The organism is Phytoactinopolyspora mesophila (assembly GCF_010122465.1).
Lineage (GTDB): Bacteria > Actinomycetota > Actinomycetes > Jiangellales > Jiangellaceae > Phytoactinopolyspora > Phytoactinopolyspora mesophila.
Map to the genome: position 1 here is coordinate 351,895 of NZ_WLZY01000004.1, position 15,230 is coordinate 367,124.

The window sequence follows — 15,230 nt, forward strand, 5'->3', positions numbered from 1 at the left end:
CGCACCAATACTCCTGGTGATGTCGCCCCATCGCCTGCTCCGCCGGACGTGACGGCCTACGATGACACCGGGTGCTGGTGTCAAGAGCTGGTGCCGAAAAGCAGGCGCGCGGCAGGAGGCGATGTGGGCCCTACTGAGCGGTGCGACGTCGTGGTTGTCGGCTCCGGGCCGAACGGCCTGGCCGCCGCGGTCACGATGGCACGAGCCGGCCTGGATGTGCGGGTCTACGAGGCTCAGTCCACACTGGGCGGCGGTGCTCGTACCCTCGACCTCGGGCTCGCACCGGGCTTGGTGCACGATATCTGCTCCGCGGTACACCCGCTGGCCGCCGCTTCGCCCTTCTTCCGCGACTTCGACTTGGGTGCCAGGGGAGTACAGCTGCGGTATCCCGATGTCTCCTACGCGCAGCCGCTCGACGGCGGACGGGCCGGAATCGCCTACAGAGACCTGGAGCGCACGGCGGACGGGCTCGGGGCGGACGGTCGAGCCTGGAAGCGCCTTCTCGGCCCGCTGGTCAAGCATGTTCCCGGTGTGGTCGATGCCGCGTTGTCGGATCGCCGCAGCCTTCCCAAAGACCCGCTCTCGGCGGCTCAGCTGGGGCTGGCGGTGCTCGAACAAGGCACGCGGGTGTGGAACCGGCGCTGGACCGAAGACGAAGCGCCGGCGTTGCTCACCGGGGTCGGCACCCACGCCATCGGGCCGCAGCCGAGTCTCCCGGTGGCCGGCACCGCGGTCATGCTGGCAGCGCTGGCCCATTCACCTGGCTGGGCACTGCCCGTCGGCGGAAGCCAGTCGATCATCGACGCGATGGTAGATGATCTCAAGGCGCACGGCGCGCTCATCACCACCGGCGTCCACGTCACCGCACTGGACCAGCTGCCGCGCGCCCAGGCGTATCTCTTCGATACGACGCCGGACAACCTCCTTGAGGTGATGGGCGACCGGCTACCGCCCCGGTACCGCCGTGCGATGGCCCGGTATCGCTATGGCGACGCCGTCGCGAAGGTCGACTTCGTGCTCTCGGGACCGGTGCCGTGGCAGCATCCGGAGGTTGGCGCCGCCAGCACCGTGCACGTGGGAGGCACGCGTGCGGAGATGGCGTTCGCGGAGGCTGAGATCGCGTCCGGGAAACACGCGGAGCGCCCGCTGGTGCTTGTCTCCGACCCGACGCTGACCGACCCCGGCCGGGAGGCCGAGGGCTTGCGTCCCCTATGGACCTACACACACGTGCCGTCCGGATCCACGGTCGACGTCGGCGACACCGTTCAGGCGCAGATCGAGCGGTTCGCGCCGGGTTTCGGCGATGTCGTGGTCGCCCGCCGGACCATCCCCGCGGCTCAGATGCCGCACCACAATGCCAACTACATCGGTGGTGACTTCGCGGCGGGCGCACTCACCACCTGGCAGCTCCTGGCCCGGCCGGCGCTGAAATGGGATCCGTGGGCCACACCCGTTCCGGGCGTCTATCTGTGTTCGTCGGCCACCCCGCCCGCGCCGGGCGTGCACGGCATGTGTGGTTGGCACGCGGCGCGCCGGGCCCTGCGGTCGAGGTTCGGCATCCGGCGCACGCCGGACCTCTCCCCGTAACCCGTTGCGTCCTGCGGACCGAGCGCTCAAGGGCTCGACCCGCAGGACGCAACAAACTCACCCGGGCGGTCAGGTGTCTTCCGAGATGGGGGACGGGTCGTCGCCCAGGAACGGCACCAACCGAGAGAGCGCCACGTGCGCCGCCGACACCTTCCGCTCGAGTTCAGCGCTCTCGGGATTCTCGGGGTCGACCAACTCGCCAGTACCGATCACGACGTGAATGCCGGCACGGTCGCCAAGGGCGCCGGAGGCGCCAGGTCCAACGAGCCCATCGAGGTCATCTTGTCCAGCGACGTCGCTACCCCAGCTGAAGAGGTGGCAGCCCCCGATCCGTTCGTGGCAGAACGGCTCGTACATCCGGGCGACCTGCCAGACCATGACATCTACTTCGATGCCGTCCTCGGTTGCGTACCGGGCCGCGATGGTCCCCGTCTGCCATTGCTCGTCGACATCGGCGACCGCACCCGTCTCGGGGTCGTAGGTCCCTTCGACAGACGCTTCGTCACTGGGTGCGACCGGTGTCAGCGGGCCGAGGTCCAGCCGCTCTTCCAGCGTGGCCTGCATCTCCGGCCACGCGGCAAGCGCCTCCGACAAATCAATACCGCTCGTCAGGTCGGCCGGATCGTGCCGTTCGCCGACCGCCCACGCCGCGGCGGCGATGGCGTCGGTCTCCTCCGTGCTCAGGTTCCACTCAACCGGTCCCAGAGCTGTGCCGTCTTCCGCAATGTCGGAGGACGTCTGGTCCAGCGAAACGGTTGCCGCCGCGGACTGGTCCTCCAAGACCGTCAACCGCTGTACCGGCCCATCAGATTCCGACATCAGCCGCCAGCGGCCGGCATGGTCATGGCCTTCATCGCAGGTGTGCGCATTGCTCCAAAAGATTGAGTCGGCCGGAGCGTCGCTACAAGGTCGGAAGTCCTCGAGATCGGGACGGCCGTTCCCGACGGAGATCGTCAGCGTGAACCATCGCTCGTGGCGTTCAAGGGACAGATAGATTCCGTTCGCTCCGAACCCGGAATCGTAGACGTATGAGTCGTCCACGAGCTCGACGTCGTCTGGCAGCTCAGTTTCGACAGCCGCCCAGATCTCTCGCAGCAGTGGACTCTCCGCGACCTCGGGACTCAGCGGGGCACCGCCTGGCGAAGTGGCCGCCGGCTGGACCGAATCGGGGCTGCCGTCGCGTTCGTCGTCGATCAACGACAGCGGCGACGCCGGCACCACCAACGCGGCCGCCACCAGCGCTGCGGCCCCGGCACCCGCTCCGCCGACTCGTCGCCGCATGCGGCGCCCGCGCAGCGCCCGGCCACGGGCGACGTCGTCGTCGACCAGTCCGGTGTTGGTCGGTTCGTCGGTCAGCGCGTCCTCGAACATGGCGCGCAACCTCTCCTGGTTCATAGCTGCTCCTTCATTTCGGCCAGCGTGGTGGCGCCGAGCAGGTCGCGGAGCCGGTCGAGGCCCCGAGCCGTCTGGCTCTTGACCGTGCCCGTCCGGCAATTGAGGAGATCCGCGACTTGTTCGACAGAGAGGTCTTCCCAGAACCGCAGCACGAGGACAGCTCGCTGCCGTGGTGGCACGTCAGCGAGGGCGTCGAGCAGTTGCCGTCGCATACCCGGGTCGCCCTGATCAGCAGGATCGCCTGATCCGCCGGAGCCGTTCAGGGCGGCGGTCGAGGCATCGTGACGAGTGGTGTCCGTGGTGTGTTCTCTACGCCACGGGCGCCGCCGACTGTCGATGTACGTGTTGAGGAGCGCCTTGCGCGCGTAGGCGTCGACCTCATCACGGCGTTGCACCCGCCGCCAGGCTACGTACAGCTTGGCGAGTGTGTCCTGGACCAGATCCTCGGCCAGGTGCCATTCCCCGCACAGCAGGTAGGCGGTGCGCAGCAGAGATCGGCGCCGGGCGACGACGAACTCCCGGTACGACGCCTCGTCGATCTTCAGCACGTCCGCCTCCGTGGGTGGTGAGTTGACTCTCTCACCCGGTGCACGGAAGACGGGGCCGATCGCGTTGCACGACGATGGGCTGCGTCCCGCAGGCCGGGAATTCCCTAGGCCGGCGCGGGACGGAAGCGGCGCGGCAGGAGCTTCTCGGTCGGGAAGAACGCCAGCCAGCAGACCACCGTCGGCAGGAAGTGAATGCCCAGCGTGATGAAGGTGATCGCGTGAAAGCCGAGGAAGAACGCCGCGGCGAGGTATAGCGCCTTGCCACGCAGGAAGAGCACCACCGGGGAGAGGTACTCGGCGATCAGCATGATCCATTGAGAGAGCCGCAGTATCCATGGGTAGTCCAGCGACCACCTGGCCAGAGCGCTCCCGCGACGGATGAATGCCCACGTGAGCACGGCGCTGCTGCCCCAGGCGAACGGTGCGCCGTTGCGGACCCACTTGGCCAGCGCCGCGCCGAAGTAGGTGGCGATCACCGCGATCTGGATGCACCGGAACGCCCAGCCACCCCCGGGTGTGGTGCCCCGGTCGGTGATACGGGCCCGGCCGATAGTCGGCAGGACGAAGGCGGCGATGATCAGCGCGAGGTGGTCGTGGTCGACCTTGCCGAACGACATGCTGAGGATCAGCCACTGGAAGTAGCAGAGTGCGACCGTCCATCCGGCCAGCCTGGGCAACCTGCCCGTGGCCGCTATGAGACAGCCCACGATGATGACGATCTGCAATGTCTGAGCCAATGCCACCGAAGGCTCGGGCAGCGGAAGCGCGCGACCGATCCACAGCGGCTGGTACAGCTCCGGTGCGTATCCGTGCGGAATGACGTCATTGCGGAGATACAAGATGTCGTAGATCAGGAAGAGGTAGATGACCGCTCGCATTATCCCGACTCGGGATCGCGGGATCTCCGGTAGCCACCAGCCGACGATGCGTGAGCCGAGGCGTCGCGCTCGAGTCGGCCGAGCAGGACCCGGCTCCCCACCACTGCCGGGCGCCCGATCGAGGCCGGGGCCGTCGCTGCCCGAGCCGGCGCCGGACGCGCCGGTGGCTGGAGCGGCTGTCGTGGTGGTCTCGGGTCCCGAGCCGGCCAGCAGCGTCTCGGCGCTGGAGACGGCCCCGGAGCGAGGCTGACTTCCTCGGCCGATCATCGGATGACCTCCCACTCTGCGAGCAGTACGGTCTCCGGGTCTCCGACGACATAGCCGTCGTGCAGCTGGTAGACGTCCCGCATCAGATACATGTACGTGTATTGGTCGCGGTCCGGATGGATCTGCCGGAAAGCATCCGCAATGACCTGCATCAACGAGGGGTCCTCGATGAAGCGGCCCAACTGGCCCTCGACCTCGGCCCGGCCGATTCCGGTGCCGGTCGCGTTCAGCGGAACGCGGACGAGTTCGCCCCCCGCCTCCGTCTCGGCCTCGATATATGTCGATCTGGTCTGGCCGTTGAGGTTATGGGCGGTGGCGTACTGTGCCATCGAGCCGAAGGGGAAGTAGTCGTCTGAATCTCGAAGTGTCCCGTGCAGCAGCGCCACCATGCCCAGGCCGGCCAGCGCGATCCGCCAGCCTTTGGCCCAGCGCGGGAGCGTCTTTCGCTCCGGGGGCGCCGCAGTCATCTCGCCGTTCGTCACGTCCTAGAGACTACGCATCGTGGGGGTGGAGTCGTCTACGTCATGGCGGACTTCCGGATCATCCGATAGCGCTAGGTGCTCGGCAGTGGATCCTCCCGTGCATGGATGACGGCTCAACCGATGTGTGCCGGGGCGGAGGTGACAGGGCGAGCCCTCCTCGCGGCTTGCACTCACGGTGGGAGAGTGCTAAAACAGCGTTAGCACTCTTAAGGTAGGAGTGACAGGAAGCCGGGTCGGCGAGGCCTCGGAAAACCGGCGAAGGGTGCCGGGTATTCCTTGGCCGTCCGTCGCGGGCGTCGTACCGGGCCATCCACCCGCAACCGGGAGGACCAACCCCAATGCCAAAGATGATTGCCTTCGACGAGGAGGCACGGCGTGGCCTAGAGCGCGGCATGAATTCGCTTGCCGACGCCGTTAAGGTCACCCTCGGCCCGAAGGGCCGCAACGTCGTGCTCGAGAAGAAGTGGGGCGCGCCGACCATCACCAATGACGGTGTGTCCATCGCGAAGGAGATCGAGCTCGAAGACCCGTGGGAGAAGATCGGGGCCGAGCTCGTCAAAGAGGTCGCGAAGAAGACTGACGACGTCGCCGGTGACGGCACCACCACTGCCACGGTGCTCGCCCAGGCGCTCGTCCGCGAGGGTCTGCGCAACGTCGCAGCCAGCGCGAACCCGATCGCGCTGAAGCGCGGCATCGAGCAGGCCGTCGAAGCCGTGTCCGAGCAGCTGCTTGCGTCGGCCAAGCCGGTCGAGACCAAGGAGCAGATCGCGGCCACCGCGTCCATCTCCGCGGGCGACCCCCAGATCGGTGAGCTGATCGCCGAGGCCATGGACAAGGTCGGCAAGGAAGGTGTCATCACCGTAGAGGAGAGCAACACCTTCGGGCTCGAGCTCGAGCTCACCGAAGGTATGCGCTTCGACAAGGGCTACACCTCGGGCTACTTCGTGACCGACGCCGACCGCCAGGAGGCCGTCCTCGAGGACGCGTACATCCTGCTGGTCGAGTCCAAGATCTCGAATGTCAAGGATCTGCTCCCGCTGCTCGAGAAGGTCATGCAGAGCAACAAGCCGCTGCTGATCATCTCCGAGGATGTCGAGGGCGAGGCCCTGGCCACGCTGGTCGTCAACAAGATCCGCGGCACGTTCAAGTCGGTTGCCGTCAAGGCTCCTGGCTTCGGTGACCGCCGGAAGGCCATGCTGCAGGACATCGCGATCCTGACCGGTGGTCAGGTCATCAGCGAGACGGTCGGCCTCAAGCTCGAGAACGCTACGGTTGACCTGCTGGGCCAGGCGCGCAAGGTGGTCGTCACCAAGGACGAGACCACGATTGTCGAGGGCGCCGGCGACGCCGACCAGATCGCGGGTCGCGTCAGCCAGATCCGGGCCGAGATCGAGAACTCCGACAGCGACTACGACCGCGAGAAGCTGCAGGAGCGGCTTGCCAAGCTCGCCGGCGGCGTTGCCGTCATCAAGGCGGGCGCGGCCACCGAGGTCGAGCTCAAGGAGCGCAAGCACCGCATCGAGGACGCCGTTCGCAACGCGAAGGCCGCCGTCGAGGAGGGCATCGTCGCCGGTGGTGGCGTGGCTCTGCTCCAGGCAGCGGTCAAGGCGTTCGAGAAGCTGGAGCTCGAGGGCGACGAGGCCACTGGTGCCAACATCGTCAAGCTGGCCGTCGAGGCCCCGCTGAAGCAGATCGCCATCAACGCCGGCCTCGAAGGCGGCGTCGTGGTGGAGAAGGTCAAGGGCCTGCAGGACGGCCACGGCCTCAACGCCGCCACGGGCGAGTACGAGGACCTGCTGGCCGCGGGCGTTCCCGACCCGGCCAAGGTGACGCGCTCGGCGCTGCAGAACGCTGCTTCGATCGCGGCTCTGTTCCTCACCACCGAGGCCGTCGTGGCCGACAAGCCGGAGAAGAACCCGGCCCCGGCCGGCGGCGACCCGACCGGTGGCATGGGCGGCATGGACTTCTGAGTCCCGTCCGCTTCAACACCGAACAACGATGGTGCCCCGGCCTACTGGCCGGGGCATCGCCTTCTTTTCGTCTCCCTTGCCCGTTGATCATGGGCATGTGACACCCGTTCGGCATCTGAAAGGCTGCTTTAGGCCATGATCAACACGAAGGGGTGGAGCTGCTTTGGGGCGCTAGCGGTTGGTCGTGGGTGGGCAGGCGCGGGACAGGAGATCAGCGGCCCGTCCCGCGGCCTCTGAAACGACCCGCTCGATCGTCTCCGGGTCGAGTTCGATCACAGCAGTCCCGATGGCACCGCTTCCGGCTCCCGTCGCTTCCGTCGCTCCGACCTCCTCGGTCCGTCGCGCCGGAGCCGGGCCGGCGTTGCGTTCCTGAAGCTCGTCCAGGAGCGCGTGCTCGCCTCGGCCCCGCATCAGCAGGAGCAGGAAAGGGTCGGTATCGAGTAGCCACGACGCCTGGTAACACAACGCCGCGGCATGCGTGCAGGGATGCCCCCACTCATCGCAAGTGCACTGGGGCTCCAGATCGCCGATCCCGGGCAGTAGCCGGACTCCGGCGTCGTCCGCGGTCTCCACCAAGTCGTCGGGCACGTCGCGTTCGAGTAGGGCCGCTACGTGGCCGGCCTTGGCGGCGATGTGCTCGAGCAGCCGATCCCAGTCGGGTGCGGCGAGTTCTTCCAGGAAGACCATCGTCTCGTGCGGGGTGTAGTCGTCGCCGTAGACGGTGGCGGAGATCCGCCCCGGACTCACGGTGATGGTCCCCACATGGCCGCCGTGAGCGTAGGTCCGCCCGCGGCGCAGTTGGTCCGAGTCGAGTGACGTGTCTTCCAGAGCGTCGATCCAGGCATTTCCCCACCACGTCTGTGCCCGCCGGGTACGACGCTTGCGGGCCGGAAACGCCGGAAAGCCCTTGGCCAACTCACTCATGACCGCTGCACCCCCAAGTCTGCTGTGTTGATCATGGGCGGATGTCGCCTCAAACGGTTCGAAAACTGGAATCTGCCCATGATCAACCCGATTCGGGGCGGAGTTCGACGAGCTCGGCCAGCTCTGCGTCGGACAGTTCGCTCAGCGCTGCCTCGCCGGCGCCGAGAACGGAGTCGGCGAGACCACGTTTGGCTGCCAGCATGGCGGCGATCCGGTCCTCTACCGTGCCCTCGGCGATCAGCCGGTGTACCTGGACCGGCCGCGTCTGCCCGATCCGGTAGGCACGGTCGGTGGCCTGTTCCTCAACAGCCGGATTCCACCATCGGTCGTAGTGGATGACGTGGCCCGCGCGGGTGAGGTTCAGCCCGGTCCCGGCTGCCTTCAGGGAGAGCACGAAGATCGGTGCCTGGGCGGGCGCGCTCTCCTGGAACCGGCGAACCATGGCTTCACGCTGGTCAACGGGCGTCCCTCCGTGCAGCACCTGGATAGGCATGCCGCGGGTGGTGAAGTGTTCCTCGATCAGTTTGGCCATGCTCACGTACTGGGTGAACACCAGAACGGCGTCTTCTTCTGCTGTGATGGTGCTGACGAGATCGTCCAGCAAGTCGAGCTTGCCGGAGCGGCCAGCGGCGCCCAGCGGCTCCTTCAGATATTGCGCCGGATGGTTGCAGACCTGTTTCAGCGCCGTGAGCAGCGACAAGACGAGGCCCCGCCGGGCGATTCCGCTGCTGTTCTTGATCTTGGCCAGGGTTTCGCGAACGGTTGCCTCATAGAGAGCGGCTTGCTCCGCGGTGAGCGTTACCGGACGGTCCGTCACTGTCTTGGGTGGCAGTTCCGGCGCGATGCCCGGATCTGTCTTGCGCCGGCGCAGCATGAAAGGCGCGATCAGCCGGCTCAGCCGCTGCGCGGCAGCGGTGGCCGCCGGCTCTTTGCCGGATTCGATGGGCTCGGCCCAACGCCTGCGAAACGCTCCCAGCGAGCCGAGGAACCCCGGCGTGGCCCAGTCCATGATGGCCCACAACTCGGAGAGATTGTTCTCCACCGGGGTCCCGGTCAGGGCCACCCGTGCGCCGGCCGGGATCTCGCGCAGCGCTCTGGCAGTCTTGGAATCGGCATTCTTGACGTGCTGGGCTTCGTCGGCGACAACCAGTTGCCACGGCGTCGTGGTAAGTCCTCGGGCGGTGTAGCCGGTATCGAGTCGCATGGTGCCGTACGTCGTGAGGACGAAGCCGCCGTCGGTCTCGCCGAGAATCGCGGCCAGCTCACGCCCGGAGCCGTGATGGCGAAGCACCGGAGTGCCCGGCGCGAACCGGTTGATCTCGCGCTCCCAGTTGCCCAGCAACGAGGCCGGGCAGACGACGAGCGTCCGGCCGGCCGTGGCCGGGTCGGTCTGCCGATGAAGATGCAGCGCGATCACGGTGATCGTCTTGCCTAGGCCCATGTCGTCGGCCAGGCAAGCGCCCAGCCCCAATGACGTCATCCGATGCAACCAGCGTAGGCCGCGCAGCTGATAGTCGCGCAGAGTGGCCGCCAGCGCGGATGGAGCCTCGAGCGGCTCTGCGCCGGACTCCGGTTCGGCGATCCGCTGACGGAGTTGCTCGAGCCATCCGGTGGGCGCGACCGGGACTTGTTCACCGTCGATCTCGGCGGTCCCGGTCAGCGCCGCGCCCAGCGCCTCGAAAGCGCCGAGTGCTTTGGGGTCGGTGTCCTCAGCTTTGCGGGCGAGCCTCGGGTCGACCAGCACCCACTGACCACGCAGCCGCACGAACGGGCGGCGAGCCTCGGCCAGGGTGTCCAGCTCGGCCTGGGTGAGTTCACTGCCGCCGAGCTCGATACGCCAGCTCATGTGCAGGAGCTCGGTGCTGTCGAACGACGACGGACCGGCTTCGTCACCAGTTCTCCGCCGCAGCCGGGACAACGGGCCGGACGTCGGAATGATCGCCGTCGCGGTCAGACCGTTGGCCAGCTCCGGCGGCCATTGCACGCCGGTGCCGGTGCTGGCCAGCCGTTGCGCGCCGCCGCTGAGAAGGTCCGCCAGCTCGTCGTCGTCAAGCAAGATCCGGTCCGGGACCTTGCTCCGAAGCAATCGGTCCAACGGTTGCCAGGCACCGGCGGCCCGGCGCACCGCGAGCATGGCGCCGGCCCGGGCGCCCGGCCCGAACTGTTCGGGCCGCTCCCACAGCTCCGCGGCGTCGGCGGTGGCCGACGGCTCGGACAGGCTGTGCACCTGGACGGTGACCTGGAAGCGCTCGTCGCTTGTGTCGTCGGCGAGTCCTGCGACGCCGTCTATGAGCTCCACTCGCAGTGAGATCCGGACGCCGGCGTCCATGTCCGGATTGGCCAGATAGTCTGCGACAGCGTCGAGGTATGCGCGGACATGGCCGAGCTCTGGTGGTGCGGTTGTCTCCAGATCGCGGATCATGGACTCTGCGGTGTCGTCGAGCTCTCCTAGGCTCCAGACGATGCCGTCGTCCGTTGCGTGCGGCTCGATCCGGTGGTCGGCGACCAGCCGCAACGCGACGAAGGTGGCAGCCCGCCAGAATTCGACCGTGGGGTGAGCGGGCAATTCTCCGGACCAGCACAGCGCCGGTACGGCTTCGGCCAGGGGCAGCTCGACGAGAGTTTCGGCACTATCCGGCGGGTGGAACGACAGATGGCCGCTACGGGCCGGCACCCGGGGATTGAACACTGCGGTACATCGACGGAGTTCTGCTTCCACCCACAACCTCTTCAACGCTCGTGTGCGCGGACCCTTTTCGATGATCATGAATGCCTGGCGACCGTATAGGTCTAGAAGTGTTCATGATCACCGGGGAAGGCGAGTTGTCCGCGCGGTCTTCAGGGGCAGAAGGTCATAAGGCGCGGCGTACGCGGATGTATTCCCCACATGGCGAAAAAGACATCACAGACCTCCCAGCGGGGCCACTACGAGCCCCCCTTTCTCACAGACCCACTGCGGATCCGGACCGAGCTCCGGTTCGACGCGGAGCTCGTGCACAGCAGTTTCGTCACATGCCGTGCACCGAGGCCAGCGTCCGAATCCATTGTCGAGGAGCTGCTCCTGGACGTCCTGGGCGACCTGCCCGGCAACGTAGTCGGCACCGTCCGGCCATTGTTCCACCCACCAGCGGCGTTCGGCGATGACCGCGTCGAGGATATCCACCGCTGCCGGTGAGTCGGCTCCGCGCGCGTTGAGGTCCCGGAGCACAACTGCTCGAGCGGCGAACATGGCGTCGTCGTCGATGGTCACCATCTGATGGTGCCAGGAGAAGGACGGACCTGAAAACCGGCGCTGGTGATCTCCAGCAGCCGGGCTGAAGATGGCACACTATCCTCTGTGCAGCCCCTCCTCGAAGTCATCGCACTTGGACCCGCCGACGCAGCCGGGGCGGTTGAGGGTGGCGCCGACCGCCTTGAGGTAGTGGCCGACATGGCCGCAGACGGCCTTACGCCGGCCGTCGAGACGGTGCGCGATCTCAAACGCGAATGCGACCTGCCACTGCGGGTCATGCTGCGAGCCAACGACGGTTTCGCCACCAGCGGGTCGGAGCTCTCGCGTCTGATGGGCGCTGCGCATCAGCTCTACGCCGCGGGCGCGGACGGCTTCGTTCTCGGGTTTCTCGGACCGTCCGTACAGATCGACGTCGACGCGACCATGACTCTGGTCGAGGAGCTCAGTGGCGCCCCGTGGACCTTTCACCGGGCCATTGACCACGCGCTCGATCACGATGAGGCCTGGCGGACGCTGCTGGATCTGCCCGGCCTGGACACCGTCCTCACGGCGGGGTCGGCGCGAGGCGTGGGCACCGGGCTGGACGACCTATGCCGCCGGGCGGCGGACTCGCCCGCGGTGGCGGCGCTGATGATGGCTGGCGGCGGTCTGGCCGCAGATCATGTGCCCTGGTTGGCCAGAGCCGGCGTGCGCAAGTTTCACATCGGCAGCGCCGCTCGGCCCGGACGGTCGTGGAAGACGTATATCGACGCCAGCTTGGTGCGTTCGTGGCGGACCCTGGTCGACGACTCCGTGGCCTCAGCCCTGTGATCCTGATCGATCCGCCGATCTGGCCCGGCCACGGCCAGCGTTGGGCACATCTGATCTCGGACGAGTCATACGAAGAGTTGCATGCCTTCGCCGCTGAACTCGGGTTGTCCGCCCGGGCCTTCGACGGCGATCATTACGACGTTCCCGAGTCGATGTATGCGTCGGTGGTGGCGGCGGGAGCCGTCCCGGTGAGTGGCCGTGAGCTGGTCGCCCGGCTGAACGCGGCGGGCCTGCGGCGGCGCAAGAGAAGCCACGGAGCTGGGTGAGCCCGGGCGCGGCTGCGTGTCATCAGGCGACGGCGGGGTAAATGTAGAGACGCGGGATATTTGTAAAGATTCTCGAGGCGATTCCCGAAAAGGATGCACCCCCGGACCCGGCAGACTGGATCTCCATGGCATCTCGAGGTCGGTTGGGCGAGGCCATCGCCCGTGTAGACGAGCTCGCCGAGGCCACGCCGGCGGAGCGTAACCGGGCTGTGGATTTCCTTCGGGTGGCCGCGATCTGCGTCGTGGTTGTCTGGCACTGGGCGCTTTCGGTGAACCATCGCCGGGACGGCACCTTGGTGAACCCGAATCCTGTCGAAGACGTGCCCGGTGGCTGGTTGCTGACCTGGTTCTTGCAGGTCATGCCGCTGTTCTTCATCATCGGTGGTTACGCGAACCTGACCGGCTGGGATTCTGTGCGGCGCGCCGGGCAGGGGGCCGTGGCGTTCCTGCAACGCAGGCTGAGCCGGTTGCTGCTTCCTGCGTTGGTCTTCGCCGTCGTCTGGGTCGCGATCGATGCCGTCAGCAGGGCGACGATCGAGGGCTATGAGGGCGCGCTCACGGTGATGCCGCTTCTCTTCACGCCGCTGTGGTTCCTCGGCGCCTATCTGTGGGTCACCCTCCTGGTGCCGATCACCGCCACCCTGCATCGCCGGTTCGGAGTGCTCGCAACGGTGGTGCTGGGCCTCGTCGTGGCCGGAGCCGATCTGGGGCGTTTCGCTGCCGATCAGGAATGGCTCGGCGGGCTCAATACCGCCCTGGTCTGGGTCTTTGCCCACCAGCTCGGGTACTTGTGGCGAGATGGCGTGCTGGAGCCGGTGTGGCGGCGCTGGGCGTTCGCCTTCGGTGGTCTGGCAGTGCTAGCCGCTGCCACCACACTCGATGTCTATCCGCGCTCTATGGTCTCGATCCCCGGTGAGGACATCAGCCACATGCTTCCAACCACCGCGGTGATCGCAGCCCTGGCGGTCTCACAGGTGGGGTTCGTGACTCTGCTCGCGCCGGCCTTGTCCAGGTGGATGGAGCGGAAACGGCCGTGGCGCCTGGTCATTGCGCTGGGCAGCGTCCTGCTCACCGTTTTCCTCTGGCACATGACAGCGTTCCTGCTCGTGTTCCTCGCTGTAGAGGGACTCGGATTCACGCCGGGTTCCGAACCCACAGCCGAGTGGTGGGCGTTGCGGCCGTTCTGGATCGTGGCGCCGGCCCTTGTCCTCGTCGTGCTGGTGGCGATCTTCGCGCCGGTCGAGCAGAAGGTCCGCCGGGCGCTGGCCCTCAATTGAGGCTCTTGTGGCACGTGCGTGGGTGGGGTTCGTGAAGGGGTTACTGCGGTGTTCTTGCGGAATTGGCGCGTCGGCCGCGCGGCTGGCTGACTTTTCGCACGACGATCTTCACGACCATTGCCCCACGCCTGGCGGCAGGGCTGTGGCTGGTGCCACCGGTTGCGAAGATCGCCGTGTGCTGCCGCGCGGTGGATCGGCATTCGCGCGCGGGTCGTGAAGATCGTCGTGTGAACATGGGCCGCCCGCCGGGCCAGTACGGGCGTCGTGAAGATCGTCGTGCCAAGAAACGCCGCCGGAGGCCGTCAGGAGTCACACGAGCGGGCACACACCGGTCGTGAAGATCGTCGTGTGAACCACGACGGGCCGCCGCCAGCTTCGGCAGTCGAGCCAAGCACTGACGCCGCCCCGCCGCCCGAGGGGTCGGGACGCAGGCGCGCCACAGCACGCCACCGGCCTGCTGACACACAACGCGGCATGCGCCACCACCCACGGACAAGCAGGAAGCGCCTCAATTGATCATGGAGAAGTGCGGAGGTGTGTCAGTTCCACGGCGAGGTTGCGCCTGGCAGCGTCGTCCCAGAGCGCCTGACCGGTCGGGGTGCGAAACAGCCGCTGGCGGTTCAGCAGGGTCTCCACCACGATGAGGCGTCCGTTGCGGAAAGCAGCATCGGAGACGTGAGAGTAGTCGCGGCGCACGGCCTCGGCGTATTGCTGATAAGCGGCCTGAGTGCTGCCGAGTACCGAGAGATCGGCATCGCAGAGCGTTGCGCCGTCGACATCGCCGGGCTCGGGGTCATGGTGGACCGTGAGCAGGACGAGCCGCGCGACATCTTCCACCTGTCCGCCGGGGTAACCCAGCTCGGCAAGGGCCTCGGCGGCCAGGGCGGCGCTGGCTCGTTCGTCCTCGCCGGGTCGGCCGTCGTAAACGGCGTCGTGAAACCAGGCAGCCAGACGGACGCTGACCGGCGATTTCATCTCGGCGGCCAGTAGATCTAGCGCATCGAGCACAGCCCGCAGGTGAGCCAGGGAATGGTAATGGCGATGCGGCTCGGACCAGCGGGCCAGCAAGTCGTTGCCGCGGCGGACGGACGACGCAGAGCTGCCCACCAGGGCTGTCCAGCGTTCTTGCAGATCCCGCACGTCCCTATTGTCGTGACATGGCTAACGATTCGCGAATTGCGAATGCAAACAACTATGTGGTCGGGCCATACTCGGGTCCTATGAGTGACCTTCAGGACGACACCTACGAGCGGCCGGCGTTCTCGGATGCGCTGGTTACCGTGACCCGGCGGGGCAAACTCATGCCGGCACGACGCGGCGGTGTTCTCGAGCTCGAGACGGATGAGGAACGGGTCGAGTTGCTCGGCCCGTTCGCGAGTTCAGCACGCGTCGGGGACGAGGTCGAGGTGGTGGGCATCCCGGCCCCCGAGCCGCATGATCGACCGAGTGAGCCAGGCATGCTGGTCCGGGAGGTCCGCGTTCTGTGACGCACGCGTCACATCATGTGCCCGCACAGGCGGTTCGGGCGCCGTGCGGCCACCGTCACTCTGAGACGTCAGCCGCATCCTTCGATGTGGGTCTATGAACGGTGAAC

14 protein-coding genes are annotated in these 15,230 nt (G+C 67.1%); 6 read left to right on the forward strand and 8 right to left on the reverse strand.

Annotation, left to right across the window (positions count from 1 at the left end):
* Window positions 1-123: 123 nt before the first annotated feature.
* Window positions 124-1,587 carry an NAD(P)-binding protein gene (locus tag F7O44_RS13995; protein WP_162450858.1) on the forward strand — a complete coding sequence of 488 codons (1,464 nt, stop codon included), beginning with the start codon at window positions 124-126 and terminating at the stop codon, window positions 1,585-1,587.
* Between the two features lie 69 nt (window positions 1,588-1,656).
* Here the strand turns inward: F7O44_RS13995 and F7O44_RS14000 are convergent, their stop codons facing one another.
* The 4 genes from F7O44_RS14000 to F7O44_RS14015 form a co-directional block, all read right to left on the reverse strand.
* Complete coding sequence (locus F7O44_RS14000; protein WP_162450859.1) at window positions 1,657-2,982, reverse strand: hypothetical protein; 1,326 nt, start codon at window positions 2,980-2,982, stop codon at window positions 1,657-1,659.
* On the reverse strand, window positions 2,979-3,530 hold the full coding sequence (locus tag F7O44_RS29630) for a SigE family RNA polymerase sigma factor (RefSeq protein WP_162450860.1): 552 nt from the start codon (window positions 3,528-3,530) through the stop codon (window positions 2,979-2,981). The genes F7O44_RS14000 and F7O44_RS29630 overlap by 4 nt, the downstream gene beginning before the upstream one ends.
* A 104-nt stretch (window positions 3,531-3,634) precedes the next feature.
* Window positions 3,635-4,675: a hypothetical protein gene (locus F7O44_RS29635; protein WP_162450861.1), complete on the reverse strand. Its 1,041-nt coding sequence runs from the start codon at window positions 4,673-4,675 to the stop codon at window positions 3,635-3,637.
* Window positions 4,672-5,157, reverse strand: a complete 486-nt coding sequence (locus F7O44_RS14015) for a hypothetical protein (protein WP_162450862.1) — start codon at window positions 5,155-5,157, stop codon at window positions 4,672-4,674. Before F7O44_RS14015 ends, F7O44_RS29635 begins: the two co-directional genes overlap by 4 nt.
* Window positions 5,158-5,495: 338 nt before the next feature.
* Between F7O44_RS14015 and groL the strand changes: the two genes are divergently transcribed.
* On the forward strand, window positions 5,496-7,127 hold the full coding sequence (gene groL / locus F7O44_RS14020; protein ID WP_162450863.1) for a chaperonin GroEL: 1,632 nt from the start codon (window positions 5,496-5,498) through the stop codon (window positions 7,125-7,127).
* Between the two features lie 171 nt (window positions 7,128-7,298).
* On the opposite strand, the gene F7O44_RS14025 is transcribed toward groL, so the two are convergent.
* The 3 genes from F7O44_RS14025 to F7O44_RS14035 all read right to left on the reverse strand — a co-directional run bounded on the left by F7O44_RS14025 (window position 7,299) and on the right by F7O44_RS14035 (window position 11,304).
* Window positions 7,299-8,051: an SWIM zinc finger family protein gene (locus F7O44_RS14025; protein WP_162450864.1), complete on the reverse strand. Its 753-nt coding sequence runs from the start codon at window positions 8,049-8,051 to the stop codon at window positions 7,299-7,301.
* Window positions 8,052-8,133: 82 nt separating this feature from the next.
* Window positions 8,134-10,770 carry a DEAD/DEAH box helicase gene (locus F7O44_RS14030; RefSeq protein WP_222851351.1) on the reverse strand — a complete coding sequence of 879 codons (2,637 nt, stop codon included), beginning with the start codon at window positions 10,768-10,770 and terminating at the stop codon, window positions 8,134-8,136.
* Between the two features lie 183 nt (window positions 10,771-10,953).
* Window positions 10,954-11,304: a hypothetical protein gene (locus F7O44_RS14035; RefSeq protein WP_162450866.1), complete on the reverse strand. Its 351-nt coding sequence runs from the start codon at window positions 11,302-11,304 to the stop codon at window positions 10,954-10,956.
* An 84-nt stretch (window positions 11,305-11,388) separates the two neighbouring features.
* Here F7O44_RS14035 and F7O44_RS14040 point away from each other — a divergent pair, with 84 nt between their 5' ends.
* The 3 genes from F7O44_RS14040 (at window position 11,389) to F7O44_RS14050 (ending at window position 13,636) form a co-directional block, all read left to right on the forward strand.
* Window positions 11,389-12,093: a copper homeostasis protein CutC gene (locus F7O44_RS14040; RefSeq protein WP_162450867.1), complete on the forward strand. Its 705-nt coding sequence runs from the start codon at window positions 11,389-11,391 to the stop codon at window positions 12,091-12,093.
* Entirely contained in the window at window positions 12,090-12,359 is a 270-nt protein-coding gene (locus tag F7O44_RS14045) for a DUF4031 domain-containing protein (RefSeq protein WP_162450868.1), read from the forward strand. The genes F7O44_RS14040 and F7O44_RS14045 overlap by 4 nt, the downstream gene beginning before the upstream one ends.
* Before the next feature lie 125 nt (window positions 12,360-12,484).
* Window positions 12,485-13,636: an acyltransferase family protein gene (locus F7O44_RS14050; RefSeq protein WP_162450869.1), complete on the forward strand. Its 1,152-nt coding sequence runs from the start codon at window positions 12,485-12,487 to the stop codon at window positions 13,634-13,636.
* A 516-nt stretch (window positions 13,637-14,152) separates the two neighbouring features.
* Here the strand turns inward: F7O44_RS14050 and F7O44_RS14055 are convergent.
* A complete protein-coding gene (locus F7O44_RS14055; protein WP_162450870.1) occupies window positions 14,153-14,776 on the reverse strand; it encodes an HD domain-containing protein in 624 nt (207 codons plus the stop codon).
* Between the two features lie 80 nt (window positions 14,777-14,856).
* Here F7O44_RS14055 and F7O44_RS14060 point away from each other — a divergent pair, with 80 nt between their 5' ends.
* Entirely contained in the window at window positions 14,857-15,123 is a 267-nt protein-coding gene (locus F7O44_RS14060; protein WP_162450871.1) for a hypothetical protein, read from the forward strand.
* The last annotated feature ends 107 nt before the right edge of the window (window positions 15,124-15,230 follow it).

Bases quoted from the DNA above. Each gene is read 5' to 3' on its own strand.
- F7O44_RS14000 (WP_162450859.1), bottom strand. From the start codon at position 2,982: ATGAACCAGGAGAGGTTGCGCGCCATGTTCGAGGACGCGCTGACCGAC.
- F7O44_RS14050 (WP_162450869.1), top strand. From the start codon at position 12,485: ATGGCATCTCGAGGTCGGTTGGGCGAGGCCATCGCCCGTGTAGACGAG.
- F7O44_RS14025 (WP_162450864.1), bottom strand. From the start codon at position 8,051: ATGAGTGAGTTGGCCAAGGGCTTTCCGGCGTTTCCGGCCCGCAAGCGT.
- groL (WP_162450863.1), top strand. From the start codon at position 5,496: ATGCCAAAGATGATTGCCTTCGACGAGGAGGCACGGCGTGGCCTAGAG.
- F7O44_RS14035 (WP_162450866.1), bottom strand. From the start codon at position 11,304: ATGGTGACCATCGACGACGACGCCATGTTCGCCGCTCGAGCAGTTGTG.
- F7O44_RS14060 (WP_162450871.1), top strand. From the start codon at position 14,857: ATGAGTGACCTTCAGGACGACACCTACGAGCGGCCGGCGTTCTCGGAT.
- F7O44_RS29635 (WP_162450861.1), bottom strand. From the start codon at position 4,675: ATGATCGGCCGAGGAAGTCAGCCTCGCTCCGGGGCCGTCTCCAGCGCC.